The organism is Pseudomonas fitomaticsae, assembly GCF_021018765.1.
Lineage (GTDB): Bacteria > Pseudomonadota > Gammaproteobacteria > Pseudomonadales > Pseudomonadaceae > Aquipseudomonas > Aquipseudomonas fitomaticsae.
Window position 1 is genome coordinate 3,407,977 of the sequence record NZ_CP075567.1, and the last position, 25,839, is coordinate 3,433,815.

The following is a 25,839-nucleotide window of genomic DNA, read 5'->3' on the forward strand; positions in this document are numbered from 1 at the left end:
GTTGCCAACCATCCTTGAACCCGGAGAAATCGAAGCGGCGGCCAGTTCGCCGCCGTTTCTGCACCTGCCACCGCACAATCTGTTCATGCTGCGGGCACAGCGTCTGGAGCGCTTGGCCGAAGGTCATCCGCTGGCCGATTACCTGCATTTGATCGCCGGTTTGTGCCGTGTCCAGCAGCAGATCTTCGATGATCCGCCCTCGACCGCGCCCCTCGATGAACAGCGGCTGGAAGTCTGCCGGCAACACGGCATGCCGCCGTTCGCTGCCGACACTTTGATTCGCGAGGACACCTGGCAGGTGTATCTCGAGGCCTTGCTCCTGCGTTATGTCGCCCCCGAACAACTGGCGGTGATCGAGGCCGTGACCACGCTGCGCATCGCCAGCCCCGGTCAGCTACGGGCGTGGGCCGTGGCGCTGGTCAGCGGCCAGTACTCGCTGGTGCCGGCGGCGCTGGTGCCGTTTCTCGGCGCGGCGCTGCAAGCGGCGTGGAGTCACTGGCTGCTCAGTGCGCCAAACCTGCAACTGACGCCCGGCGACAGCCTCAGCCAGTGCCCGGCCTGCGGCTCGCCGGCCATGGCCGGGGTGATCCGCCATCGCGGCAAGCACAACGGCCTGCGTTATCTGGTGTGTTCGCTGTGCGCCTGCGAATGGCATGTGGTGCGGGTCAAGTGCGTGTATTGCGAGCAGAGCAAAGGGCTTGAATACCTGAGCCTCGAGGATGACCGCCACGCCGCCAATCAGGCGCCGCTGCGCGCCGAAGTCTGTCCGGGCTGCAACAGCTACCTGAAGTTGCTGTATCTGGAAAACGACGGGGAGGGCGAGGCGCTGTCGGCGGATCTGGGCAGTCTGCTGCTCGACATGCGCCTGGCCCAGGACGGCTATCAGCGCCTGGCGCCAAATCTGCTGCTGGCGCCCGGCGACGAATAAGCCTCAGCGATGGGGCAGTTCAACCTGCGCCCGTAAGCCGCCGTTGCGGCGATTGCGCAGACTCAGCTCGCCACCCTGTTCGCGAATGATTCCCCGGGCCGCCGAAAGACCGAGCCCAACGCCGCCCGTGTCACGGTTGCGCGAGGTCTCGAGACGGAAGAACGGATCGAACACCCGCTCCAGCGCGTCCTCGGGAATCCCCGGCCCCTCGTCAATGACCTCGATGCGGATCGACGCGTCATCGCTGCTCAGCGCCACGCTTGGGCGCTGTCCGTACTTCACCGCGTTATCCAGCAGATTGACGATGACCCGTTTGATGCCCAGCGGCCGGCCGTCGTACACCACATGCGCCGGGCCGCTGAAGTCGATGTCGATGTGCTGATCGCGGTAGTCATCGACGATGGTTTGCAGCAACTCCGACAGATCGAACGTGGTGGATTGCTCCAGGTGGGTGTCTTCCCGGAAGAACGCCAGGGCGGCGTTGATCATCGATTGCATTTCCTCGATGTCGCGGATCAGTTTGCCCTGATGGTCGAGGTCTTCCATGAACTCGCTGCGCAGGCGCATCCGGGTCAGCGGTGCGCGCAAGTCGTGTGAGATGGCGGCCAGCATGTGGGTGCGTTCGCCGATGAAATGCTGGATCTGCGCCTGCATCGTGTTGAACGCGACGATGGCCTGACGGATTTCATGAGGGCCTTCGAGGTGGATCGGCGGCGCTTTCAGATCCCCGCCAAAACGCCGCGCCGCATGGGCGAAGCGCTGTAACGGCTGGGCCAGTTGCCGGGTGGCGAGCCAGGCGACCAGCAGCGTGGCGACCAGCCCCAGGGCAACGATCACGGCAATCCGCACGTTCAGACTCAAGCCCCAACTGCGCTCCGGCGGTGTGAACGACAGCCAGCTGTCATCGGCCAACCGCACCAGCGCCATGTAATGTGCGCGAGGGCTGCCGGCGGGCCAGTCGTCGGGGTTGAACACGTCGATCTGTCGGTCATCGCCGAGCAATTGCCGCAGCGCCGGCACTTTTCCGGCCTCGACCTGTTCGCCATCCCCCGGCAGACCGAAGTCGACTCGACGGGGCTTCCACACCACTTCCAGCATCGGGCTGCTGGCGGCACTGGCCAGTTGCGGGCGCAAGGTGGCCGGCGCAGCCTCGATCACTCGGGTGGTGGCGGCGATCTGCTCCAGCAGTCCGGTGCGCTCGATCGGCGGTCGGGCCCAGATCCCCGCAACCTGCACGAACAGCGCATTGAGCAGCAGCGAAGCGAGCATGGCCGCGACGATTGTCAGGGCAATCCGCCGACTGAGGGTGTCGCGCCGCAGCATCCGGCCGATCATGAGCGGCTGACCTTGGCGGTGAACATGTAGCCGCCGTTGCGCACGGTGCGGATCAGGTCCGGGCGTTTGCTGTCCGGCTCGATCTTGCGCCGCAGCCGGCTGATCTGCACGTCGATGCTGCGGTCATAGGCGTCGTGGCCCTGGCCGTGGGTCAGGTCGATCAGTTGTTCGCGGGTCAGGATGCGTTGCGGATGTTCGAGCAACACCAGCAGCAGATCGAATTCGCCGGCGGACATCGGGATCATCACGCCCTCGGGCGAGCGCAGTTCGCGGCAGGTGATGTCCAGATGCCAACCGGCGAAGGCCATGACCGGCCGTGAAGGCTCGCCAACCAACGGGGTGTTTTCACCAACCCGACGTTGCAGGGCGCGCACCCGGGCCAACAATTCCTGCGGGGCGAAGGGCTTGGTCAGGTAGTCGTCGGCGCCCAGTTCCAGGCCGACGATCCGGTCGCTCAGCTCGGCCATGGCGGTGAGCATGATGATCGGGATGCCCATTTGCGCCCGGACCTTCTGGCACAGGCTCAGGCCACCCTCGCCGGGCAGCATCAGGTCGAGGATGATCGTGTCCGGCCGCGCCTGGGCAATGGCCGCCCACATGGCCTCGCCATGGGCGGCGACATCGACCTGATAGCCATGCTGAACGAAGAACTTCTTCAGCAAGGACAGAATTTCCCCGTCGTCATCGACGATCAGCAATCTGCTCACGTTTGCGCAATCCATGAACCCAAAAAGAAGCGCATCTAAAACCATTTCGATGCGCCGGTCATATATTTCAATCCTGCAACATTCCTTCAGTGCGGACATCAGCCGGACATCGTCGGGCAAACATCCGCAGGCACTCTGCACGCCTTCCAACCAAGGGGGCTCAAGATGAAGGACATGAACAGCGACTACATCACCCGGGACCATGGCGCCGTGCGCCCGTTGATCCTGACCCAGCGCACCACCGCACCGGGCCCGGACACGCCGATCCTGTTCCAGGAGACGTGCCTGGGGCTGGCCAACGATCAGAGTCAGTTGATCCTGCGCCGCTATTTCGAACGGTTCAGCCCGACCGAGGCCCATTGGGTCGAATACCTCCACTCGATTCCTACCGCCGAATTCATCCAATGGATCATGACCCACGGCCAGTTGCGCATCGAATGCTCCGACAACACCCCGCACAACCACGTCCACGCCTGAAAAAGGAAACACCCTCGATGAGTAACCATCGCTCACTGGCCGTGTTGTTTGCCGCCACCCTCAGCCTGTCGGCGTGCAGCAGCAAAAAACTTCCGGCCGAGCCGCAGGCCGGGTTTCTAAGGGATTACAGCGTGCTCAAGGAAGGGCAGACCGCTTCGGGGCAGAAGATTCTGAGTTGGGTCAGCCCGACATTGGCCAGAGGCCGTTACACCCAGGTTTATCTGGCGCCGAGCCAGTTCTATCCAAGGCCTCAGCCGTCGCAGCGCATTCCACAAAGTACCTTGTCGGGCGTGACCCATTATTACGACGCAGCCCTCAGGCTTGAGCTGGGCAAGGTGCTGCCGCTGGCGTCAAAACCCGGCCCGAACACGCTGATCGTCAAACCGGCCATCACCCAGGTCGCCGCCAGTACTCAGGGCCTGCGCTTTTATGAATGGCTGCCGGTGACGCTGGTCGCGGCCGGCGTGAGCACCGCCACCGGCATTCGTGACCGCGACAGTGAGATCGCCACGGAAGTGTCCTTCGAGGACGGTTCGACCGGGGAGGTCGTGGCCGAGGTGGTGCGCAAGGGCAAGGGCGTGCCGCTGGAAAACGATAAACAGGTCATGACGCCCGATAACGTCAAAGCCGTACTCGATGGCTGGGCCACTGACCTGAGTCAAACCTATGTACCGGTTCAGAGGGCCGCGCTGCGCTAGAGGCAGGGTGGTCTAACATCATCAGGCGTATTTCGATTTCGGGAGTGCCTGATGTCCGTGAGTGTTGCCCTGCGGTTACCGTCGATTGACAGCCTGTTGCGCCACCCCGCGTGCCAGCCATTGGCCGAGCGTTATGGGCGTGAGGCGCTGTTGACGGGGTTTCGCCAGTTACTGGATGACTTGCGCGAAGCGGTGGTGGCGGGGCAATTGACCGCCGTTGAAATCAGCCCTGAAGCACTGGCCGGGAGGGTTGCGGAACGTCTGGCGCTCAAGCAGCGCAGCCAGGTGCGCCGGGTGTTCAACCTGACCGGCACGGTGCTGCACACCAACCTCGGCCGCGCCCTGTTGCCCGAAGAAGCCATCGACGCGGTGCAACTGGCGGCGCGTTATCCCTTGAATCTGGAATTCGATCTGGCCAGCGGCAAGCGCGGTGACCGCGACGACCTGATCGAAGGCCTGATCCGCGAACTGACCGGCGCCGAAGCCGTGACCGTGGTCAACAACAATGCCGCCGCCGTGCTGCTGACCCTCAACAGCCTCGGCGCGCGCAAGGAAGGCATTATTTCCCGGGGCGAGCTGATCGAAATCGGCGGCGCGTTCCGCATCCCCGACATCATGAGCCGCGCCGGCGTGCGCCTGCACGAGGTCGGCACCACCAACCGCACCCATGCCCGCGACTACGAAGCGGCGATCGGCCCCCGCAGCGGCCTGATCATGCGCGTGCACGCGAGCAACTACAGCATCGAAGGTTTCACCGCCCGGGTGCCAACCTCCGAACTGGCCGCCTTGGCCCATCGGCATGACCTGCCGCTGCTCGAAGACCTCGGTAGCGGCAGTCTGCTGGACCTGACCCGTTGGGGCCTGCCGGCGGAGCCGACGGTGCGTCAGGCGCTGCTCGATGGCGCCGACATCGTTACCTTCAGCGGCGACAAGTTGCTTGGCGGGCCGCAGGCGGGAGTGATCGTCGGGCGCAAGGAGTTGATCGCGAAGATCAAGAAAAACCCGCTGAAACGCGCGTTGCGGGTCGACAAACTGACCCTGGCCGCACTGGAAGCGGTGCTCGGGCTCTATCGCGACCCGGATCGTCTGGCCGAGCGTTTGCCGAGCCTGCGCCTGCTGACCCGACCGCAAACCGAGATTCTGGCCCAGGCCGAACGCCTGCAACCGGCCTTGTCCCAAGTGTTGGGCGAGGGTTGGATCGTCACGGCGGTGCCGGCGCTGGGCATGATCGGCAGCGGCAGCCAGCCGGTGGCGCGCCTGCCAAGCGCAGCGTTGTGCCTGCGCCCGCAAGTATCGAAGCGCCTGCGCGGGCGTTGCCTGCTGACTCTGGAAGCCGCGCTGCGCGCCTTGCCGATCCCGGTGCTCGGGCGTATCGATGACGACGCGTTGTGGCTGGATCTGCGGCAACTCGACGATGAACCGGCGTGGCAGGCACAACTCGGGCAGTTGCAAACGTGATCGTCGGCACGGCAGGGCACATCGACCACGGCAAGACGTCACTGCTCGAAGCACTGACCGGGCAAACCGGCGACCGCCGCCCGCAGGAGCGCGAACGCGGGATGACCATCGACCTCGGTTATCTGTACGCAGAACTGGCGCCCGGCGCCGGGCTGACCGGTTTCATCGACGTACCGGGCCACGAGAAATTCACCCACAACATGCTCGCCGGCGCGCAAGGCATCGATCTGGTGTTGCTGGTGGTGGCGGCGGATGACGGCGTGATGCCGCAAACCCGCGAGCATCTGGCGATTGTCGAGCTGCTGGGCATTCCACGGGCGCTGGTGGCGATCACCAAGTGCGACCGGGTCGAGGCGGGCAGGGTGCAAGAGATTCGCCGACAGATTGAAAGCCTGCTGGCGACCGGGCCCTTTGCCGAAGCGCCGCTGCTGACGGTTTCCAGCGTGACGGGCGAGGGTGTCGATGCGCTGCGCGAGGCGTTGCTGCAGATAGAAGGCGAGGAGCGCAGTCACGAAGGCGGATTTCGCCTGGCTATCGACCGGGCGTTCAGTGTCGCCGGCGCCGGTATCGTGGTGACGGGGACGGCGCTTTCGGGCTCGGTCGCAGTCGGTGACAAACTCAGCCTCGGCCCGGCGGGCAAAACCGTGCGGGTCAGGGGCCTGCACGCGCAGAATCAAGCCGCCGAACAAGCCTTCGCCGGCCAGCGCGTGGCCCTGAACATCAGCGCGGATCGCCTGGAACTCGGGCAGATCCATCGCGGCCAATGGTTGCTCGCCGAGTGGCTGCACGCACCGAGCCAGCGGCTGGACATCGATTTCCGGCTGCTGCCGGGCGAACGGGTTTTCGAGCATTTCCAGCCGGTGCACCTGCATATGGGGACGCAGGACGTGATCGCTCGGGTCGCCTTGCTGGAAGGCTCGAGCCTGGCACCCGGCGAGCGCATGTTTGCGCAATTACTGACGAACGTTCCGGTGCACGGTGTCCACGGTGATCCGCTGATCCTGCGTGACGCCAGCGCCCAGCGAACCCTTGGCGGCGGGCGCGTGCTCGATCCGTTCGCCCCGGCCCGCCAGCGCCGCAGTCCGGAACGGCTGGCGCAACTGCGCGTGCTGGCGATCAGCTCCGAGCTGGAACAGGCCTTGCCGACGCTGCTGGAATACAGCGAAAGCGGCCTCGATCCGCAGCGCCTGGAGCGTCAGTTCAATCGTCCGCGTGAAAGTTGGTCACTGCCGGACAACGTCCGCCTGATCGAAACCCGTCAGGGCCCGGTGCTGTTCAATGCGCAGCGCTGGGGCATGCTCAAGTTCACCCTGCTGGAGCAACTGGCGCGCTTTCATGAGCTGGAGCCCGACCAGATGGGCCCGGATCGTGATCGCTTGCGGCGTTTCAGCGGTTTGAGCCTCGAACGCGCGACCTTCATCAGCCTGCTGGAAGAACTGCTTGGCGCCGGCTCGCTGATCGCCAGCGGCCCGTGGCTGCATTTGCCCGACCATCAAGTGCGCCTGAGCGCCGACGACGAAACCCTGTGGCAGGCGCTGCGGCCATTGTTCGAGCAGGCCGGTTTCGATCCACCCTGGGTACGCGACGTGGCGAAAGTCGTCGGTCAGGAAGACGCGACTGTGCGTTTGCTGCTGCGCAAACTGGCGCGCCTCGGCGTGATGCATCAAGTGGTGCGCGACCTGTTTGTCACCGACATCACGCTGCGGCAAATGGCGGCGGTGCTGCTGCGCCTGGCCGAAGAAAATCCGCAGATCGAAGTCACGGCATTCCGCGATGCGCTAGGCTTGGGACGCAAGCGCAGTATTCAGATCCTTGAATACTTCGATCGGCTGGGCCTGACGCGGCGCGTCGGCGAAGGCCGGCAAATCCGCACCGACAGTGCGCTGGCCAACCCCGGCGCGGACTGAGTTCAAGGAAGGCAATCGCGCCCGGTGGCGCGGCCGGGCTTCAAACCCGGTTGGGGACGGCATCCGTTCCCGGGCAGGTTCGACTCCGGCTGCCTTCCGCCAATTTCCCTCAAAAGCCCAACGGGTACTGAATCACAACGTAGATCCGGTCGATGTCATCGCCCGCCTGGGCGCTGTTGGCCCGGTGCGAAACGTGGGACAGCTGCACCGACAGATCCTTGGCCGCGCCGGACTGGACGGTGTAGCGCAGATCGATGTCGCGTTCCCAGTGTTTGCCGCCGTCTCCTTGCTGTGGCCGGTATTGCCCGCTGTCCGCATCGAACGGGTTATAGGCGCCGCCCTTGGGCGCGTGGGTGCCGTCGATGTGGCTGCCGGAAACATAACGGGTCATGAAGTTCAGCCCCGGAATGCCGAGGGCGCCGAGATCGAGGTCGTAACGCGCTTGCCAGGAACGTTCGTGGGCGCCGTTGAAGTCGGCGTATTTGATCGAGTTGGCCAGGTAGATCGAGTCGCCGCCGACGAAATCGAACGGCGTGTCGCCATTGATGCGTTGCCAGCCGAGCATCACCGCGTGGGCGCCGAAGGTGTATTTGCCCGAGAGACTGAACGCGGTGTTGTCGATGTCGCCGGCCAACGCCTGCCCGGTGTCACGGGTGTGGTAGACGTTGGCGTCGAGCAACAGGCCGGACTGTTTGAAATGCAGGTTGGCGTAGTACTGGCGCCAGGTGTCGCTCAGGTCGGACGCATACAGCGCGCCGCCCACCGGGCTGTCGCTGAACAGATCGGTGCCGACAAAACTGATGCTTTCGCCCTGGGTGCTGGCGCCATAGCCCTGAAAATCGCCTTTGCCGGAGGAACTGTCCTGATTCTTGAACGCCGTGAAGCGCCCGGCCACGATGCGCGCGTTGTCGATCTCATGGCTGTCGAGCAGAAGCCCCGTGGCGTATTCCGGTTGCAGGCGTTTGTCCGAAGTGTCGAACACCGGCGTTTCCACGGTCATTTCACCAAAAGCGAGGGTGGTTCTCGAAGTCTTCAACTTCAACGCGCCACCGGCACTGGAATAGTCGCTTTCGCTACGGCCGTCACTGTCCACCGGCAATAGTCCCGTGCCGGAATGCCCCTTGCCGCCATCGAGTTTCAGTCCATAAAAGCCGTGGGCATCGAGGCCAAATCCAACGGTTCCTTCGGTGAAACCGGATGCGAAAGTACCGATAAAGCCCTGAGCCCATTCCTGTTTGTAGTTTTTCCCGGCGGGTGAGGGCGAGCGGTAGTCGTTGCTCAGGTAGAAGTTGCGGCTGAGCACTTCGGTTTTGGCGTCGTCGAGAAATCCGCTGGCGGACGCGGTATTGGCGAGCCCGCCGATCAGTACGGCCAGCGCGAAGCGCGGCGTGGATAAAACCATCATGAGTCAGCGACCAGCATTGGCGGAAGGTGACGCCATGGTCACGCGGATCGGTCGCTGGTGATTGAGCGCATGTGCTGAGTTGAATGTGCGAACACGCGCCATCTTCCGCCGGCCGGCGGAGGATTGATTGTTCAAAGCACAAGACTTCACGCTCAAAAGCCGGATAATGGCGGCCAATTTGTTTAGCCCGCTATTCTGGTAACCCGCATGGAAATCAAGGTCAATTTTCTCGACAACCTCCGACTCGAAGCCAAGTTCGATGACTTCACGGTGGTGGCCGACCAACCGATCCGTTACAAGGGCGATGGCTCTGCACCGGGTCCGTTCGACTATTTCCTGGCGTCGTCGGCCTTGTGCGCGGCTTACTTCGTAAAGTTGTACTGCAGCACCCGCAACATCCCGACCGAAAACATTCGTCTGTCGCAGAACAACATTGTCGATCCGGAAAACCGCTACAACCAGATCTTCAAGATCCAGGTCGAGCTGCCGGCGGACATCTCCGAGAAGGATCGCCAGGGCATCCTGCGCTCGATCGACCGTTGCACGGTGAAGAAGGTAGTGCAGGCCGGGCCGGAGTTCGTGATCGAGGAAGTCGAGAACCTCGACGCCGATGCCCAGGCCCTGCTGATGCCGGCTTCCACGTCCGGCGCGGGCACCTGCATTGCCGGCAAGGACCTGCCGCTGGAACAGACCATCGCCAACATGTCGGGGATTCTGGCCGACCTGGGCATGAAGATCGAAATCGCTTCGTGGCGTAACATCGTGCCCAACGTCTGGTCGCTGCACATCCGCGATGCGCAGTCGCCGATGTGCTTCACCAACGGCAAGGGCGCGACCAAAGAGGGCGCGCTGGCCTCGGCGCTGGGCGAGTTCATCGAGCGGCTTAACTGCAACTTCTTCTACAACGATCAGTTCTGGGGCGAAGAGATCGCCAATGCCGAGTTCGTGCATTACCCGGACGAGCGCTGGTTCAAACCGGGCGCCAAAGATGAGCTGCCTGCAGAAATTCTCGACGAATATTGCCTGGGCATTTACAACCGCGACGGCGAACTGCGCGGCTCGCACCTGTACGATACCAACTCCGGCAACACCCAGCGCGGCATCTGCTCGCTGCCGTTCGTGCGCCAGTCGGACAACGAGGTCGTGTACTTCCCGTCCAACCTGATCGAAAACCTGTTTCTCAGTAACGGCATGAGCGCCGGCAACACCCTGGCTGAAGCCCAGGTGCAGTGCCTGTCGGAAATCTTCGAGCGGGCGGTCAAACGCGAAATCCTCGAAGGCGAAATGGCTCTGCCGGATGTGCCGCAAGAGGTACTGGCGAAGTACCCGGGCATCCTCGCCGGGATCAAGGCGCTGGAAGAGCAGGGCTTCCCGGTGCTGGTCAAGGACGCGTCGCTGGGCGGTGAATTCCCGGTGATGTGCGTGACGCTGATGAACCCGCGCACCGGCGGCGTGTTCGCCTCGTTCGGCGCGCACCCGAGCTTCGAAGTGGCGCTGGAACGCAGCCTCACCGAGTTGCTGCAGGGCCGCAGCTTTGAAGGCCTCAACGATCTGCCGCAGCCGACTTTCTCGGGCCAGGCCGTGACCGAGCCGAACAACTTCGTCGAGCACTTCATCGATTCCAGCGGCGTGGTGTCGTGGCGCTTCTTCAGTGCCAAGGCCGACTTCGAATTCGTCGAGTGGGACTTCTCCGGCAATGGCGAAAACTCCAACGCCGAAGAGGCCGCGACGCTGTTCGGCATCCTCGAAGACATGGGCAAGGAAGTCTACATGGCGGTCTACGAGCACATCGGCGCCAAGGCTTGCCGCATTCTGGTGCCGGACTATTCGGAGATCTATCCGGTCGAAGACCTGATCTGGGACAACACCAACAAAGCGCTGCAATTTCGTGCCGACATCCTCAACCTGCACAACCTGAGCAAGGTCGGCCTGCGCAACCTCGTCAAAGGCCTGGAACACAGCGAACTGGACGATTACACCGACATCACCACGCTGATCGGCATCGAGTTCGACGACAACACCCCATGGGGCAAGTTGACCATTCTCGAACTGCGCCTGCAGATCTACCTCGCCTTGCAGAAGTACGAGCAGGCCAAGGATCTGGTCGAAGCCTTCCTGCAATACAACGACAACACCGTCGAGCGCGGCTTGTTCTATCAAGCGGTCAACGTGGTGCTGGAAATGGAGCTGGACGAGGATCTGGAGCTGGAAGACTACGAAGCCAACTTCCGCCGCATGTTCGGCGACGAGCGCATGGATGCGGCGATCGGCTCGGTCAACGGCAGCGTGCGCTTCTACGGCCTGACGCCGACCAGCATGAAGCTGGAAGGGCTGGATCGGCACCTGCGCCTGATCGAGAGCTACAAGAAACTGCACGCGGCGCGGGCCAGCTTCGCGGGTTGATGCCGCTGGCAGCACGCACAAAAAAAGCACCTTCGGGTGCTTTTTTTGTGGTCGGCAAAGGATGGTGTCAGAGCGCGGCTTTCACCTGCAATCCAAACACCAGCGCATTGTCGATGTCCTTCCCGGAAAACGCGCCCGGCTCGATGATGTACTGCATATTCGGGCGCAGCGTCAGCCAAGGCGTGGCCTGATAGCCGTAACCGAGTTCTATCAATTGCTCGGCGCTGTCCAGGTTTGGAAACGCTGCGCCATTGTCCAGCGCTGCGTCTTGCAGCACATCGCGGCTGCGCGGGTTCGGCACTGCGCGGCCGTAGCCCAGCGCCACGGTGTCACGTGGGCGGCTGTCAAACGGTTTGTACAGCACCAGGCCGGTGCCGTACCACTTGCTGAACGGCGAAGCTGCTTCGCTGGCCGCCGAATACTGGCCGAAGGCGTGCAGGCTGCGGCCTTCGGAGGCGTCCGAGGCCCAGACGGCCTGGTCGATCAGGACGTAATGGCCGCCGCGTCCGGACACTTCCTTGTCACTGCCGATGCGTTTGACGTCGGAGCTGTCGTAGTAATAACCGACCTTGTACTCGCCGGGCAGTTTGCCGGCCTGCTTGTAGACCAGTTCGATCGGCACCACAGTGCCGGTGGTGTGTTTCGGGCCCAGGTGCCAGGCACGGCTGGAGTTGCCATTGCTTTGCGGGTCGACGTTGAACGCGGCCACGCGCAGTTGCCAGGCAGGGGAGAGGTCGTATTTCACCCGTACACCCAGGTGGGCGTTAGGGTAGTTGGTCCAGCCGCTGCCACCGGACATGTTCAGCGGGTGACCGCAGAAACCGGCGTTCATGAAGTTGCAGAGGATGCCGCTGTCCAGCCCGCCGAGGTCGTTACCCATGGCCATGTAGCCGAGTTTGACGTTCAGCGCCGGGGTAAACAGGCTGCGCTCGTAGCTCAGCTCGGTGAGGCGGGTGTAGAGGCCGCCGTAGTTTTCCTGGATGGGCAGACGGTTGCCGACCAGATCTTCCGAGGCACTGTTGCCGCGTCGGTCGTTGATGCTCAACTGGATCTTGCCGGCATTGTCGACGCCGTACAGTTTGCTCAGGTCGAATTGCGCGCCGAGCTTGATGTTTTGCGAGTAGCGCGCCGAGCGATGCAGGCCGCCGTCGGCGTTGTAGGCGGTTTCACCGGTGTAATCACCAGTGAACTTGATGCCGTCTTCATCGAGCTGGTGGCGCAGTCCGCCCCAGTCGCCGGTCAGGGTGTTGCGGGTGAACACGTTCGAATCGGTATCGGCGAGGGCGGGCAGGGCAGCGCCGCAGGTGAGACCGAACAGCATGCCGGTGAAGACCCCGGCGTGAGAAAAGCGAACAGCCAATGACATTGCTGAAATCCAGAGCGAAGGACATGAAACAACGCGGCACCCGAAGGTGCCGCGCACAAATGAAGTGAAGGAGGACGCTGCGGTTTACGGCAGGGCGTACGCCATCACGTAGTCGCCACGGTCGGTCGACTGACGAGCGCCGCCGGCGGTGATGACCACGTATTGCTTACCGGTTTTCGGCGACACATACGTCATCGGGCCGCCCTGGCTGCCAACCGGCAGACGTGCTTTCCAGACTTCTTCACCGTTGCCGCTGTTGAACGCGCGCAGGTAGAAGTCCTGGGTGCCGGCGATGAAGATCAGGCCGCCCTGGGTCGACAGGGTGCCGCCGAGGGTTGGCAGACCGATCTTGATCGGCAGGTGCATGCGGATGCCCAGGGGACCTGTGTCTTCAACGGTGCCGACCGGAACTTGCCAGGCGACTTTCTGGGTTTTCATATCGATCGCGGTCAGCGTACCGAACGGCGGGGCCTGGCACGGAATGCCGGCGACCGACAGGAAGCGGTTCTTGTTCACCGCGTAAGGCGTGCCTTTCAGCGGAACGGCGCCCATACCGGTGTTCAACGCTTCGCCACCGGAAGTTGCCTTGCCTGTGTTCTGCGACGGGATCATCTGAATCCACAGACCCAGACGCATGTCGTTGACGAAGATGAAGCCGTGCACCGGGTCAGTCGAGATGCTGCCCCAGTTCATGCCGCCCAACGAACCCGGGAAACTCAGGGATTTGTCAGTGCCTGGCGCGGTGTACAGCCCGTCGTAGCGCATCGACTTGAAATCGATCCGGCACAGCAACTGATCGTAAGGCGTGGCGCCCCACATGTCCGACTCGGTCAGGTGCTGAGCACCGATCTGCGGCATGCCGACCGATTTCGGCTGGGTCGGCGAGTAGGGTTCGTTCGGGATGTTCGACGCCTTGACCGGTACTTCTTTAACGTCGGTCAACGGTTTGCCGGTGGCGCGGTCGAGCACGTAAATCTGCCCGGCCTTGGTGCCGATCACCACCGCCGGCACGGTTTTACCGTCCTTGGTGAAGTCGATCAGGCTCGGTTGCATCGGCAGGTCGAAGTCCCAGAGGTCGTTGTGTACGGTCTGGTAGACCCACTTTTCTTCGCCGCTGTTGGCGTCCAGCGCCAGGATCGAGGCGCCATAGGTGTGATCCAGTTTGCTGCGCTCGACACCGTAGATGTCGGTGGATGAGCTGCCCATCGGCAGGAAGATCGTGTTGGTTGCCGGGTCATAGGACATCGGCGCCCAGCTGTTCGGCGTGCTGCGCACATAGGTGCTGCCATCGGCCGGTGCTTTTTTATCCTGCGGATTGCCCGGGTCGAATGCCCAGCGCATGGCGCCGGTCATCACGTCGAAACCACGGATCACGCCGCCCGGCATGTCGGTCTGCACGTTGTCGGCCACACGACCGCCAACCACCACGGTGGTGCCGGCCATCAGCGGCGCGGAGGACAGTTGATAGTAGCTGTCCGGGACATCACCCAGACCGGCCTTCAGATCGACCTGGCCGTTGTTGCCGAAACCCTGGCAGAACTCGCCGGTGTCGGCATCGACTGCGATCAGGCGGGCGTCGATGGTGTTGGTCAGCAGACGGCGTGTGCAGTTGGCTGCGGGTGCGACCGGGGGTTCGGTGACCGGCGAGCTGGCCGGTTTGGCGACGACGGCGCTGGCGTCGAAATACGCCATGCCACGGCAACGCTGCCAGACTTTGGACTGAGCGTTGATCGCGTTTTTCCAGAGTTCTTTACCGGTGTCGGCATCCAGTGCGATCAGGTTGTTGTGCGGGGTGCAGATGAAGACTTTGTTGCCGATCTGCAGCGGAGTCAGCTGGTCTTCGGCGCCGTTGCCGTCACTCTCGGCGATGTCGCCGGTGTGGTAGGTCCACGCGACTTTCAATTTGTCGACGTTGCTGCGATTGATCTGATCCAGCGCGGCGAAGCGGCTGCCACCCTCGGTATTACCGTAGTGCGCCCAGTCTTTCTGCGCCTTTTCCGGCTCGACCGGCGTCAGGCCCGGGCCAGTGCCGGTAGGGGCGACGGTCGGGTGCGCGACGAACATGTTGCCGGCAGCCACGGCCAGTCCAACCGCCAGAACAGCGGCAACGCCGTAAGCGCCACGACCCGGAACGCCGCCATTGGCACGTTTGAGCATCGGGTAGACCAGCGCGACCACCAGGCCCACGGCGCTGAACATGAACAGACGCGAGAACACCGGCCAGAACACCAGCCCCGCATCGATCACTGCCCAGATCGCCGTCCCCAGCAGGAATGCCGCAAACAGCCAGGCGCCGGCAGGCTTGCGACGTGCGATCAGCAGACCGGAAATGGCCATCGCCAGACCACCCACCAGGAAGTACCAGGAGCCTCCGAGGCCGACCAATTTCACACCGCCAGCGGCCAGTGCCAGGCCGAGCAGGGCGATGACCACGCCCAGCCCGACCAGAATGAATGTTGATATGCCCGAGAGGCGTTGACTCTGCTTCACGTTGAATGTCCCGTTGAAATGAGGCGGGCAGTATATCGTTAGGTAACTACCTAGTTAAATCACTAATTTTGAATAACGTATCTGCCACTTATCGAGGACGCTTCTGAACCAGCGCTCGGTATGCATTCGAGGATTTTCAGGGGTAAGAGGAGGGCGCCGGAAACTGGTGTTTTTGCCAAATCGGTTGGTATTTCTGACAGGCCAAATCCCGTATCGGCGCCGCTGGTGAAACATCAGTAAATTTTTATCCATGGATTTTTTGCGGAGCGGGAATATCAGCTCTACGCTCATGGCACCATGCCACCCCCTAGCATCAACTGGCTATAAGCAATGCGCCGCCAATCAGGACGAACGGCCTAACCATGATCATACGCACGCAGCAAATGGACGCTTTCAAGAACTCCTCGGTCGGGACCTTCAAACAGAAGGCACGTCGGCGACTGGAACTTTTCTATGCTGACAAGATAGAAACTCTGGAAACTCAAACTCTCGACGTGTTTATCGATCAACAAATCGAAACAGCGAAGCGTTATCACGCGCTGACCGAAACGCAGTTTTTTACCTTCATAGAGTGTGCACTGTGTTATGGGAGCGATTTCATCGAGGGAGGTCAAAACTGGTGGACGAGAGACTTTCTTGTCGTGACGGATACTGACCCGGGCACGCGCTACGAGTTGGTCAGGCAGTACGCCAACTTACGTTGTGGGGGGACGCTCTGATGTGTCGCGTAAAACCCCTCGCCGAGGGTGAAAAAGTGCTCGGATCGATTGTTGAGCCTTGTGCGGATGCGGGCATTCTGTGCATCAAGGTAATCGACGACAAAGACAAGCTGGTTGATAACGTCTTCCTGAGATTTCGCAACGAAGAGACCACTGTCAACACTGACACCCAACTTGTCAGCAGCAACGCAGAACTCTTTGTTTCCGACCATTTCGAGATAAAGGATGTACCTGTGGGAAAGTACAACATTATTCTCGAGAAGAAAGACGGCATGGAATTCATGGCAAGCCGCAGTCACCTCAAATTTGAGATCGCCGCCGGCCGCTTCACACTCATCGAGCTGGTCTACGTACCGGAGACGCAGATACCAATACAGGATCTGATCCAGGACCGGATTCTGGAAAACCGGGAACTGATGTCGCAGATGGAGGCCGATATTCCAGAGGACGCGACACTTATGTACTGCAGTGATTGCTGCATCGACTTTCCTACTTTACTGGCGCAACTCAACAGCCAAACAGCAATGGAAAACAGTCAAATCACACTTCTAGGTGTTCACGACCCCCTGCCATTCAGCATATTCAACGAAGTGCGCAAAGCGTTCGATGTAGTCGATTACTCTAGAACAGCCTTGAGACTAGGCGTAAGCGCTGGTAATGCCGGAGCCTTTCTGGAAGCAATGCACAAAAACAAAGAAAAAGTGGTTTTCCTTGTTCCCCCCAAGCCTAGGGAGAAGAGTCATACGCGTACATCGAAGGAATTCATCTGGTACAACGCCAACCCGCTTTGCAAAGAACATGTCACCTTTGTTTTTGGCTCTTACAACGTTGTTTCCACGGAGAATATTGAGCTGTACCTCAATGGTGACGATCAGACCATGCGAAAAAAGCAGTTGCTTACGCAATACTCGGAATTTCTCAAGCCTCAGATTCCTTGCCTGGATTCGACAAGTGAACGATTCAGACTTGCCAAAGACGAGCACGAGTCAGGCAAGCAGAAATTCAGTTTTACTGCGGACGATGCTGAGGGTGATATTGATCTTGACTCCCTTTAGTGCCGATGAACGCGGGGCTCGACAAGATCCCCGCTTCCTCCCTCCAAAAACATTCGCTCAAGCGTGCACGCCGAATCCGAATTGGCCGCACGCCCACGCAGCTCGGCATCCGGGAGTCTTTGACTTCTAAATGGACAATTCGGATATGACGTTAAGCGCGGCCTTGGTGAGTACAGGGCGAATCGGTCTATCGGTCGAAGGGCTGTTGTGCTCATCGTACTCATTGCGTCTCGGATCAGAAGGGCCATGCGCAGAGATAGGATTATGAATGGAACCCAAGCTTTTGAATTTCTGGGAAACGGTGGTTTGTGGGGATTTGACCGGAGGTATGTGGGATTGGACAGTTCATGAACATTTACGACATTTAACATAATATACATTACACGTAAGCCGAGCCTGTTCGTGTGTGTTGCGTTACACAGGAAATTACCTAGGCTCAACTGCAACGCTTCCTTCCATAAGGAGCAGCTTCAGCTGTTGCGCTTATGCCCATTGTTCGTTTGAAAGACAATTCCGTGCCACCGGGACTCATTGGTTGGTTGCTGACCGATGATCGTGGACGACCACGCTATTGGTCGACAGTTTGGTCTTCACTGGACGGTGCCAGCTTGGCGCCGTCCACACTACGAACCCAGCTGTCCGTCATCGAACAGTTGTACCAGTCGGCCAAACGGCTGTACCAGGCTGACGGCCTTGATCGCTTGATTGCGGAGCTCAAATTCGATGAGCTTGAAGCCTGTCTTGAGACGTTTTTCATCACGGCCAAGAATCATGGCGCCCAGACTGCAGCCAACTACCACCCCAACTGGCGTGTGGCCTACAGTTTTGTCAAAAGTTGTGTTCAGCGCCTGGTGAAAAGTCATGCCGATCCTGACATGCTTTGGCGGCTGAGCATGCGCCTGGAGCGTCTGGAGAAGCTGTTTGACTCGCTGGAGATGGCGCCCGCGCCGCCGGCAGAAATTGTCCGAGCGTTGCCAAGCCCTGTACTGGATGAGTTTTACCAGATCATTGATCCGTACTCGGTTCGTAATCCCTTTAGAAACAGCACGTTACGCTGGCGTAATTACGTATTGTGCCTACTCATGTTGCATCTTGGATTGCGCCGCGGTGAAACCCTGGTGCTGCCGATGGATGCATTAAAAAGCGAAAAGCGCTTCATCCCGACCGTAGAAACCGTGAACTGGCTGAACGTCGGCGATAATCCGTATCAGCGTGATCCGCGCCAAGAACAGCCCAGCCTAAAAAACAACAATGCCGCCCGGCAGCTACCAGTACCGCCAGCGTTGGCCAGCCTCATCAGGACCTTTGTCGAGGGCTACCGACCCTCGACCCGACACAGTTACTTATTTTCCTCGCTGGAAGGCAATCCACTATCATTACGCCAGGTCAATGGTATTTTTGTCACCATCACAGGTGAGCTCACCGCTGAAGCGCGCCAAACACTTCAGCAGTATCGCGGGGCCGGTCGCATTACACCGCACGACATGCGGCATACGTGTGCGACTGTCAGGCTTCATCAATTTGTAGAAAATGGTGACGACCTCGAGATGGCAATCCAGAGACTGCGAGCTTTTTTTGGCTGGGCCCGCACCTCAGATATGCCGCGACGGTACGCACGAGCTTTTTTTGAGGATCGCTTAGCCACCGTTTGGAATCATGCATTTGACGTCCATGTCAGCCATCTGCGCTCCTAAAAGGGGCAGATGAAGGAGCAGCGTATGCAGCGGAGTCAGTCGGGCTTTCTCGGTATCGCGAGGCTGTTAGAGGCGTTGGCTCCCCTGCCTCCCCTGCCCTCTGTAATCCGTTATTGGGATGATTTTGCAGACTGCTGGAAAACAATAAGAAATCCCACGGAAAACGTATGGTCCTTCGAGGTTAATGGTGAATTCCTAAGATTCGACTTCAGTTCCTTTGACGGAGAATTGGTACATCTAATGAAGCTGTGGCTTGCTCGTTCCGTTTCTGAATTGGCATGCGCAACCGTTAAGATATATTTCCAGGCGCTGCAAAGACTCGATAAATGCCTTATATATACGACGTTAGAGCTCTCACTAATCCCGACCCTAAGTGTCGATGATAAGTGGCGTAGTGAAATAGTTACAAAGTGTAATAATCATCAGCTAAGCGCGCTCAAGTCGTTGCTATTATTTTGTTGCGGTCAATCCTTGGGGCTTCTGAGCAACGATTCCAGACCTCGAATTGCATCACTTCCTCAAGACACTGTGGACAAATACGCCAGTGTTCGGAGTGGTGATGTATTTCTTGATTTGTATGAAGACCGGAAAATTATTGATTATCTGGACTCGCTCAATGACGCCTCAAAACATGATCTGGCTTACCTCAAAACCCCTATTTTAATTAGCGCTTGTATTTTATGTGTTTGCTATCAGCTTGCAATGCGTCCCAAACAGATCGCCAAACTTAAAGTCGAACATCTGAATATATTTAATTTTGAAAACTCCGTCAGTGTGCAGTTGCGATTTTTTCGAGGGAAACAACGCAAGAGCACAGCCCCTATACCGATGTTACGAAAAATAAAACGCGAGTGGGCAAATATCTTTGTAGAGTTGCATCGCCGGCGAACCACAGACCAAGCGTTCCCTCAAGCATCTGGTGCCCTTTCAGACTCCTTGTTTGGGCTGACGCCCGCAGGCGTCGTCATAGCGCTGGCAAGAGTTTCCGCAGAGCTTGGGCTGGATGGACGTAGTAGCACTGATTTCAGGCACAGCGCTGCGCAGCGTATGGTGGACGCAGGTGCTACCCAGGAAGAACTTGCTGAATACATGGGGCACAGTTGGTCAATGACCGGGCTGGTTTATTTTGAAACATCACCGACGCAGGCTGAGCGGGTGAATCGCGCATTGGCCATTTCCCCTATATATAGCAAAATTGAGCGTATTGCCAGAAACCGAACGATCAGTACGGAGGACTTATCGAGCGCACTACCCGCGCACCAAATAGGAGGTATGCCACACGGAATACCCATAGCGGGAATTGGCATGTGTACCCTTGGCCAAGGGTTATGTGCAAAGAATCCGGTATTGTCATGTTATGGTTGTGATCGTTTCCTGGCGGTCCAGAATTCTAAGATTCATGAAGAGGTTCGTGAAGGTTTGCGCCCTGTTGTGCTGCAATTTTACAACGCATCAAGAGGCGAGAACTACTCCCCCGCTTATTCGCAATTGCAAGATGTCCTGGAGCGGGTGGAACATGTCATTGATGAGCTAAATGGCGCCTTTGATAATGAATAATAACTTTAGAGATTTTATTGAAAAAAATAAAATGCTCGCCATCTCCAAAGGCATCAACTGGGACATCCCCTCTGCACCTGATGGAACCGTAAAAAAAGGTGAAGGATGGCCGCTGTTCCGTATGGCGGGCAATCCCCGAATCCCTTATTGGCTTGCGGACTTAGGTTTGCCTACACCGCCGCTTGCGTGCTGTTGGTATTGGCACCGGGCCCTGACAACCTATTGGCCATTGGCCGTGGTCTCAGCCAGGGCAAAGTCGCAGCGGCCGTATCTGACATGGCGTCAGGCGCGGGCATTCTGTTTCACGTCGCTGCCGCTTCATTAGGGTTGACCCTTTTGATGCAAACCCCGGTGGTCGCTTTCTGGGTGATCAAACTCATGGGTGCCAGCTATCTGCTCTGGCTCGGCATCAAGGTGTTGCGCGCTCGCAGTTTGATCAGCTTTCAGGCGGCGTCCCGGCAATCTTTGCCCAGCATTTTTCTAACTGGTCAGCTTTCGGCTGCGCTCAACCCGAAGCCAGGCTTGTTCGTGTTGGCATTCATTCCCTAGTTCGTAGATCCGGCACGTGGATCGGTCAGCGTGCAGATGATGGTTTAGGGGATGTGGTTTGCTGTACTGACAGCCTTGGGTTTTGCCTTTGCTGGGCACCGGCGTAGTCATCAATCAGGTTGAACAAAGGGCATTTGGCTGAACCCCAAGTGCCCTTTGTTGGGGTATTCAAGGTATTGCTCGGATGTTAATGTCGCGCGCAACCGGCTCATCACCCTACGAATCCTGCGTCTACATCAAGGAGAGATACGTGTTCAAATCGCTGCGATTGACCAACTTCAAGGCATGGAAAGACACAGGGGAAATTGGTTTGGCGCCTGTGACCATGTTGTTGGGCACCAACTCCTCTGGCAAGTCTTCATTGTTGCAAAGCCTGTTGTTGCTCAAGCAAACCGTCCGCTCTCCTGATCGCACCATTCACTTGAATCTGGGCGGCGATGAGGTCAACGATCTTTTCAGCTTCGGTGATTTCGATAGCGTTCTCAGGCATGGCGCCGATTCACCCAGACAGTTTTCGATTGGCTTCGACTTTAAACGCTTCGATGACTCCCGGGTGAAGGCCGGCTCTCTGGAAACGTTCTATGGAAAGACCTCAATTGGCAGTGTTGCGGTCCAGCAGATGAAGCTGAACACCGACGCCCGCGAGTTTCGTGCGGTGCGTAGGGACCGTGGTGCTTTCTCGATATTTGTCGATGATGAAGTTCAACCCCGTTTCAAAGGGCGAAATTATGCGCCTGAACGGTCTATCTCTTTTTCTGCCGATGCCATTGCCGAACTCGATCAGGATGGAGCCTTGGTCGAGGACCTGAGCCTGTCCATCCGCCGCGAACTGGAAGGTATCAGCTACCTTGGGCCTCTACGGCGCAAACCCGAACGTGACTACGCCTGGAACAAAAGCAAGCCAGGTGACGTCGGCAGCGATGGCAGCAACGCCATCGGCGCTTTGCTAGCGAGCGCGTTGTTACGTTCGGAGGAGCAGAACTACATCGTCGAGGGCGTTTCCAAATGGCTCAAACGCATGAAGGTAGCCGAGCAGTTGGAGGTCCGTCAGCAGGGGCGCTCCAATCGTTATGAGTTGATCATCCAACGCGATGGTGTGGCCTGTAATCTCAGGGACGTCGGTATAGGTGTTTCGCAGGTACTGCCTGTGTTGGTCGTCGCCTATTTCGCCCCTATGGGCAGCACCGTAATTCTGGAAGAGCCCGAGATTCACCTGCACCCCTTGGCCCAGTCGATCCTCGCCGAGTTGTTCGTTTCCGTCAGCAAGGAACGCAATGTTCAATTCATCGTCGAGACCCATTCTGAACACCTGTTCCGACGAATGCAGACGCTCATCGCCAAGGGCACCGCAAAACAGCGCGATGTCTCGATGTACTTCGTCAAGCGCAAGGGCGCACAAGCACTCTTGCAGACGCTGGAAGTCGATGAGTTCGGCGTCGTTGGCAATTGGCCGGAACACTTCTTCGGTGACAGCGTGGGTGAAGCTCGCCAGCAAGCGATGGCGCGTGCCAAGCGCATGCAGGAGCGTGCAAATGGCTGACACCAGGGTCGTCGACACCAATGTATTGATCGTAGCCAGTGCCGCGGACGAATTTTCGCTATTCGACGAGAACGCCACGCCGGTCCAGGAAAAGCAGCATCGTGGCAAGGTGCTGGCATGGTTGCATGCGTTCGAACAGGACGTTGAGCGCCGTGTAGTGCTCGATTGGGACTGGCACATGTGTACCGAATACAGAAAGAAACTGACTGAACAGGACTACGGTTGGCTGGTCATGATGCATAAGCAAGACCATGGCCAGGTTGAGTGGGTCGGTTTCGAAGTCGATGATAACGGGCATGCCCTGTTGCCCGATGGACTGAGCACGGCCATCAGCGATCTGGAAGATCGAAAGATGGTGGCCGCCGTGTTGGCGGCCAAGGCGGACAAGCATGACTGCAAGTTGGTCAATGCCTGTGATACCGATTGGCTCGACTGTGCAGCGGCGCTGGACAAGGCGCAGGTGGACACCGAACACCTGATCGAACACGAGTGGCTGCGCCCTAGATGGGCGAGCAAGAAGGCACGAAAGATAAAGGCATGAATGATTTTTTCCGTTTCCCCTCCACCCCCCATCTTTTCAGCGCTGCGGGTGCCAAACTGCCGCGCGACGACAAGCTGATGTCCGCTCAGGCGCTAAGTGAACTGCTGGCGGGAGAGGTAACGGTGGAGGAGAAGCTCGATGGCGCTAACCTGGGTATTTCCATCGACTCACAAGGGGCAATACGGGTACAGAACCGGGGAACTTATCTTGTCCCGCCTTTCTCAGGCCAGTTCGATCGCTTGCGACAATGGTTGCGTCAGCATGAAGACCACCTGTTCGATGTGCTGAGTGGGAACATCGACCTCATCCTCTTCGGCGAATGGTGTGCGGCCCGCCACTCGTTAGAGTACGGCGGTCTGCCGGACTGGTGGCTGCTGTTCGATGTGTATGACCGTAGCGTGGGGCGTTTCTGGAGCGTGGCGGAGCGTGACACCCTCGCTGGGAGGCTCGGTGTTGCGGTGGTTCCCTGCCTGTTTCGTGGGCGTGTCACCTGCGCACGCCTGGAGGCGTTTCTTGAAACCCAACCAAGCCATTATCGAGATGGACCTATGGAAGGTGTTGTCGTGCGCAGCGATGACGGCGTCTGGCTGCGCGCTCGAGGAAAATTGGTGCGCGCAGACTTCTCGCAGGCTATCGAAGAGCACTGGCGAAGCCGTGCGATTGAGTGGAACCGCATCAAGTTTTGAAAGGACCTGCGTAGATGTTTTTGCGTTAAATGTTGTATTAATTTGCGTGTTTCAAATACACCAGCGCACATGAGTCAGAATGTTGTAGAGGAACCCCCGACGGATACAGGCGGTAAATTGCACGCTCAATGACTGTCCTTGGTACGAACGTGGATTTACGTACATCCATTTGCTTGACTTCCTATTCATGAGCCTGCGACTGATTGGGGCAGGCAGTGGCTGGTGGTTCGGGGCTGTATTGTAGCCTCTGGTGAATGTCCGCAATGGGCTGTGGATTCAACCGGTCGATGCAACAGATTGGCTAAATCGTTCTGCCGGTGTTTCGTAGTCTAGTGTTTTCCGAGGGCGGCTATTTAGCTGCCTTGCGACTTCATTGAGCGCGGCTTGCGAGTGATCCGCAAGGTCGGTTCCTTTCGGGAAATACTGCCTTAACAACCCGTTGGTGTTCTCATTCGATCCCCGTTGCCAAGGACGATGAGGATCGCAGAAGTAGACCTTGATGTCGGTAGCCACCGTAAAGCGCTTATGGTCAGCCATCTCTTTGCCACGATCCCACGTCAGCGATTTGTAGAGTTCTTGGGGTAAGTTGCGGGCGTTTTCGATCAGGGCGCTGATGACCGTCTCGCTATCCTTACCGTCCAATTTCACCAGCATTACGTAGCGGGTATGACGCTCAACAAGAGTGGCAATTTGGCTGTTCTTGCTACCGCACAGCAGGTCACCCTCCCAATGACCTGGAACCGCCCGATCCTTAGCCGCGGCTGGGCGTTCGCGGATCGATACCGCGTCAGTGATTCGACCGTGATTTTCTTTCTTCTGCGTGTGATGGCGCGAGCGACGCATGGCCCGCGTGCGCCGTAAATGCTCAAGCAACTCCTTCTTTAGAGCCCCGCGAGCCTGTATGAAGAGCGTGCGATAGATCGTCTCGTGTGACACCTGGTAGCTCGTATCATCCGGGTAGGTACGCTTCAACCAACCGGCAATTTGTTCCGGTGACCACTGCAATTGAAGCTTGTCTGCAACAATTTGCGCCACCGTTCGGTTCTCAACAAGTTTGCACACCTTAGGTCGATGCGCGCGATCCCAGGCAGCCTGATCAGCTTGATTAGCCCGGTAGCATCCTTGGCCACCGTTGCGTCTGATTTCACGGCTGATCGTAGAGGCTGCTCGCCCTAGCAACGCAGCCATAGAACGGATCGAGTTACCTGCCACCACTGCACGCGAAATCTCTTCACGCTCAGCCAACGTCAGCGCCAATCTGGATCTGCGGCGTACAGCGGGTCTGATACCGCCTGTTTCCGCCAAGATGCGCTGTATCGATGAATGGTTTCGATCAAAAAGTTGGGCGATGTGCTGGAGAGAGTCGCCTTTCTGCCAGTGATCCCACATCAGCTTTTTCTGGCTTTCGGTGTAATAGATCCGCGGTCTCTGCTTCATCTGCAACACTCCTTCTGCTTACACAGAATTTAGTTGTGTTGCATCGACCGGTTGAATCCACAGTCGAGAGCTGACAACTTCCTGTTGTCTCTCTCGACGCCAAGCCAACTCGCACCGTCTCCGATCCAAACGGCGTCCAAAGTCGTTCGCTCGCCACCTTCATTGCTAGTATCTACCAAAACCTTGTTCATAAAGCTTCAGTTCGTCAGGTCTTGCCCTTCGAACCGAGATAACTCTTTGAGTCATTAACCCAACTTCCCCCCGGAGAGTGGATACCAACAGCCATACTTTTCCGTCGAATTTAAAAAGATGTTGATCTCGGACAGGATCAGTATTTGCAAGCGTCCGCTGAATTCCCTTTGCCTCATAATCCAACGAATCAAGTGACTCCCAACTTTTGGCGACATATCGCAAAGAATTTTCGTCTGAGTCCAATGCCGAAACGGCATCTGCAAATGAAATTCCGTGTTTCACCATATTCTTTATGTTCTTATTATCATCCCACTCCCAGCGGGATCTCATAGGAGAACTCTCAATAAATTTTTCACAATTTTCTGTTAATGGATCCCGGATTGGCGGTGGCCATCCGCCGTTAGCTTTATCCTCCTTCATACATCTCGTAGGCACACCATCGGGCAGCTTTGAACTCGGAATCAGTCCTGAGGTATCAAGCATAAACGTACAAATCGAACAAGTTTTGCTCATTAGATTGCATATCCCTATATATAATGACCAACGACCGTTTGTACAGTTATAGTTGAGCGCCAAGGTGTGGAGGAAGTTTTCACCGGTTGTCCCATATAAAGTTCCATGGTCATACACATCTAGTATGTCTCAGCGACTAGACCGATTGAGACGCGATAATGAGTGACTGAGGGAGGCGAAAA

General features: G+C 58.5%; 20 protein-coding genes, 1 tRNA gene and 1 pseudogene. 15 read left to right on the forward strand and 7 right to left on the reverse strand.

The window, feature by feature from the left end; all coding sequences use genetic code 11:
• Nucleotide 1: 1 nt before the first annotated feature.
• Nucleotides 2-928, forward strand: coding sequence for a formate dehydrogenase accessory protein FdhE (gene fdhE / locus KJY40_RS15245; protein ID WP_230730919.1), 927 nt, complete (start codon nt 2-4; stop codon nt 926-928).
• A gap of 3 nt (nt 929-931) precedes the next feature.
• Here fdhE and KJY40_RS15250 read toward each other — a convergent pair whose 3' ends face one another.
• Complete coding sequence (locus KJY40_RS15250; protein ID WP_230730920.1) at nt 932-2,263, reverse strand: ATP-binding protein; 1,332 nt, start codon at nt 2,261-2,263, stop codon at nt 932-934.
• Nucleotides 2,260-2,985 carry a response regulator gene (locus tag KJY40_RS15255; protein WP_230730921.1) on the reverse strand — a complete coding sequence of 242 codons (726 nt, stop codon included), beginning with the start codon at nt 2,983-2,985 and terminating at the stop codon, nt 2,260-2,262. The genes KJY40_RS15250 and KJY40_RS15255 overlap by 4 nt, the downstream gene beginning before the upstream one ends.
• 150 nt (nt 2,986-3,135) lie before the next feature.
• On the opposite strand from KJY40_RS15255, the gene KJY40_RS15260 reads away from it, so the two are divergent.
• The 5 genes from KJY40_RS15260 (at nt 3,136) to KJY40_RS15280 (ending at nt 7,612) form a co-directional block, all read left to right on the forward strand.
• The gene (locus tag KJY40_RS15260) at nt 3,136-3,447 is read left to right on the forward strand and encodes a hypothetical protein (protein WP_230730923.1); all 312 of its coding nucleotides are present in this window, start codon (nt 3,136-3,138) and stop codon (nt 3,445-3,447) included.
• Between the two features lie 17 nt (nt 3,448-3,464).
• Complete coding sequence (locus KJY40_RS15265; protein WP_230730925.1) at nt 3,465-4,145, forward strand: DUF3313 domain-containing protein; 681 nt, start codon at nt 3,465-3,467, stop codon at nt 4,143-4,145.
• Nucleotides 4,146-4,196: 51 nt separating this feature from the next.
• Nucleotides 4,197-5,603, forward strand: a complete 1,407-nt coding sequence (gene selA, locus KJY40_RS15270) for an L-seryl-tRNA(Sec) selenium transferase (RefSeq protein ID WP_230730927.1) — start codon at nt 4,197-4,199, stop codon at nt 5,601-5,603.
• Nucleotides 5,600-7,510 (forward strand): selenocysteine-specific translation elongation factor, encoded by a 1,911-nt coding sequence (selB, locus tag KJY40_RS15275; protein ID WP_230737695.1) that lies wholly within the window; start codon nt 5,600-5,602, stop codon nt 7,508-7,510. The genes selA and selB overlap by 4 nt, the downstream gene beginning before the upstream one ends.
• A 6-nt stretch (nt 7,511-7,516) precedes the next feature.
• Nucleotides 7,517-7,612: transfer RNA gene (locus KJY40_RS15280), tRNA-Sec, on the forward strand.
• Between the two features lie 7 nt (nt 7,613-7,619).
• Here the strand turns inward: KJY40_RS15280 and KJY40_RS15285 are convergent.
• Nucleotides 7,620-8,915 carry an OprD family porin gene (locus KJY40_RS15285; RefSeq protein WP_230730929.1) on the reverse strand — a complete coding sequence of 432 codons (1,296 nt, stop codon included), beginning with the start codon at nt 8,913-8,915 and terminating at the stop codon, nt 7,620-7,622.
• Nucleotides 8,916-9,122: 207 nt separating this feature from the next.
• On the opposite strand from KJY40_RS15285, the gene KJY40_RS15290 reads away from it, so the two are divergent.
• Nucleotides 9,123-11,318, forward strand: coding sequence for an OsmC domain/YcaO domain-containing protein (locus KJY40_RS15290; RefSeq protein ID WP_230730931.1), 2,196 nt, complete (start codon nt 9,123-9,125; stop codon nt 11,316-11,318).
• Nucleotides 11,319-11,385: 67 nt separating this feature from the next.
• On the opposite strand, the gene KJY40_RS15295 is transcribed toward KJY40_RS15290, so the two are convergent.
• Nucleotides 11,386-12,639 carry a carbohydrate porin gene (locus tag KJY40_RS15295; RefSeq protein ID WP_230737696.1) on the reverse strand — a complete coding sequence of 418 codons (1,254 nt, stop codon included), beginning with the start codon at nt 12,637-12,639 and terminating at the stop codon, nt 11,386-11,388.
• Nucleotides 12,640-12,768: 129 nt separating this feature from the next.
• Nucleotides 12,769-15,174 (reverse strand): glucose/quinate/shikimate family membrane-bound PQQ-dependent dehydrogenase, encoded by a 2,406-nt coding sequence (locus KJY40_RS15300; RefSeq protein ID WP_230730933.1) that lies wholly within the window; start codon nt 15,172-15,174, stop codon nt 12,769-12,771.
• A 362-nt stretch (nt 15,175-15,536) separates the two neighbouring features.
• Between KJY40_RS15300 and KJY40_RS15305 the strand changes: the two genes are divergently transcribed.
• From KJY40_RS15305 to KJY40_RS15340, 8 genes and pseudogenes are all read left to right on the forward strand, one after another.
• Nucleotides 15,537-15,893 carry a hypothetical protein gene (locus KJY40_RS15305; RefSeq protein WP_230730934.1) on the forward strand — a complete coding sequence of 119 codons (357 nt, stop codon included), beginning with the start codon at nt 15,537-15,539 and terminating at the stop codon, nt 15,891-15,893.
• The gene (locus tag KJY40_RS15310; RefSeq protein ID WP_230730935.1) at nt 15,893-16,948 is read left to right on the forward strand and encodes a hypothetical protein; all 1,056 of its coding nucleotides are present in this window, start codon (nt 15,893-15,895) and stop codon (nt 16,946-16,948) included. Before KJY40_RS15305 ends, KJY40_RS15310 begins: the two co-directional genes overlap by 1 nt.
• A gap of 485 nt (nt 16,949-17,433) precedes the next feature.
• Nucleotides 17,434-18,642, forward strand: a complete 1,209-nt coding sequence (locus tag KJY40_RS15315; protein ID WP_230730936.1) for a tyrosine-type recombinase/integrase — start codon at nt 17,434-17,436, stop codon at nt 18,640-18,642.
• A gap of 24 nt (nt 18,643-18,666) precedes the next feature.
• Nucleotides 18,667-20,199: a tyrosine-type recombinase/integrase gene (locus tag KJY40_RS15320; protein ID WP_230730937.1), complete on the forward strand. Its 1,533-nt coding sequence runs from the start codon at nt 18,667-18,669 to the stop codon at nt 20,197-20,199.
• A gap of 105 nt (nt 20,200-20,304) precedes the next feature.
• Nucleotides 20,305-20,793: pseudogene (locus tag KJY40_RS15325) on the forward strand (LysE family translocator); the annotation flags it as partial.
• A 205-nt stretch (nt 20,794-20,998) separates the two neighbouring features.
• Nucleotides 20,999-22,288: an AAA family ATPase gene (locus KJY40_RS15330; protein WP_230730938.1), complete on the forward strand. Its 1,290-nt coding sequence runs from the start codon at nt 20,999-21,001 to the stop codon at nt 22,286-22,288.
• Entirely contained in the window at nt 22,281-22,829 is a 549-nt protein-coding gene (locus tag KJY40_RS15335) for a hypothetical protein (protein WP_230730939.1), read from the forward strand. The genes KJY40_RS15330 and KJY40_RS15335 overlap by 8 nt, the downstream gene beginning before the upstream one ends.
• The gene (locus KJY40_RS15340) at nt 22,793-23,515 is read left to right on the forward strand and encodes an RNA ligase family protein (RefSeq protein WP_230730940.1); all 723 of its coding nucleotides are present in this window, start codon (nt 22,793-22,795) and stop codon (nt 23,513-23,515) included. Before KJY40_RS15335 ends, KJY40_RS15340 begins: the two co-directional genes overlap by 37 nt.
• Nucleotides 23,516-23,791: 276 nt before the next feature.
• On the opposite strand, the gene KJY40_RS15345 is transcribed toward KJY40_RS15340, so the two are convergent.
• Nucleotides 23,792-24,952 (reverse strand): IS30 family transposase, encoded by a 1,161-nt coding sequence (locus KJY40_RS15345; RefSeq protein ID WP_230730942.1) that lies wholly within the window; start codon nt 24,950-24,952, stop codon nt 23,792-23,794.
• A gap of 165 nt (nt 24,953-25,117) precedes the next feature.
• Nucleotides 25,118-25,564 (reverse strand): BrnT family toxin, encoded by a 447-nt coding sequence (locus KJY40_RS15350; RefSeq protein ID WP_230730944.1) that lies wholly within the window; start codon nt 25,562-25,564, stop codon nt 25,118-25,120.
• Between the last annotated feature and the right edge of the window lie 275 nt (nt 25,565-25,839).

Bases quoted from the DNA above. Each gene is read 5' to 3' on its own strand.
- KJY40_RS15310 (WP_230730935.1), top strand. From the start codon at position 15,893: ATGTGTCGCGTAAAACCCCTCGCCGAGGGTGAAAAAGTGCTCGGATCG.
- KJY40_RS15315 (WP_230730936.1), top strand. From the start codon at position 17,434: ATGCCCATTGTTCGTTTGAAAGACAATTCCGTGCCACCGGGACTCATT.
- KJY40_RS15350 (WP_230730944.1), bottom strand. From the start codon at position 25,564: ATGAAGGAGGATAAAGCTAACGGCGGATGGCCACCGCCAATCCGGGAT.
- KJY40_RS15250 (WP_230730920.1), bottom strand. From the start codon at position 2,263: ATGATCGGCCGGATGCTGCGGCGCGACACCCTCAGTCGGCGGATTGCC.
- KJY40_RS15255 (WP_230730921.1), bottom strand. From the start codon at position 2,985: ATGGATTGCGCAAACGTGAGCAGATTGCTGATCGTCGATGACGACGGG.
- KJY40_RS15340 (WP_230730940.1), top strand. From the start codon at position 22,793: ATGGGCGAGCAAGAAGGCACGAAAGATAAAGGCATGAATGATTTTTTC.
- KJY40_RS15265 (WP_230730925.1), top strand. From the start codon at position 3,465: ATGAGTAACCATCGCTCACTGGCCGTGTTGTTTGCCGCCACCCTCAGC.
- KJY40_RS15260 (WP_230730923.1), top strand. From the start codon at position 3,136: ATGAAGGACATGAACAGCGACTACATCACCCGGGACCATGGCGCCGTG.
- selA (WP_230730927.1), top strand. From the start codon at position 4,197: ATGTCCGTGAGTGTTGCCCTGCGGTTACCGTCGATTGACAGCCTGTTG.
- KJY40_RS15320 (WP_230730937.1), top strand. From the start codon at position 18,667: ATGCAGCGGAGTCAGTCGGGCTTTCTCGGTATCGCGAGGCTGTTAGAG.
- KJY40_RS15290 (WP_230730931.1), top strand. From the start codon at position 9,123: ATGGAAATCAAGGTCAATTTTCTCGACAACCTCCGACTCGAAGCCAAG.
- KJY40_RS15295 (WP_230737696.1), bottom strand. From the start codon at position 12,639: ATGCTGTTCGGTCTCACCTGCGGCGCTGCCCTGCCCGCCCTCGCCGAT.
- KJY40_RS15345 (WP_230730942.1), bottom strand. From the start codon at position 24,952: ATGAAGCAGAGACCGCGGATCTATTACACCGAAAGCCAGAAAAAGCTG.
- KJY40_RS15335 (WP_230730939.1), top strand. From the start codon at position 22,281: ATGGCTGACACCAGGGTCGTCGACACCAATGTATTGATCGTAGCCAGT.
- KJY40_RS15285 (WP_230730929.1), bottom strand. From the start codon at position 8,915: ATGATGGTTTTATCCACGCCGCGCTTCGCGCTGGCCGTACTGATCGGC.
- KJY40_RS15305 (WP_230730934.1), top strand. From the start codon at position 15,537: ATGATCATACGCACGCAGCAAATGGACGCTTTCAAGAACTCCTCGGTC.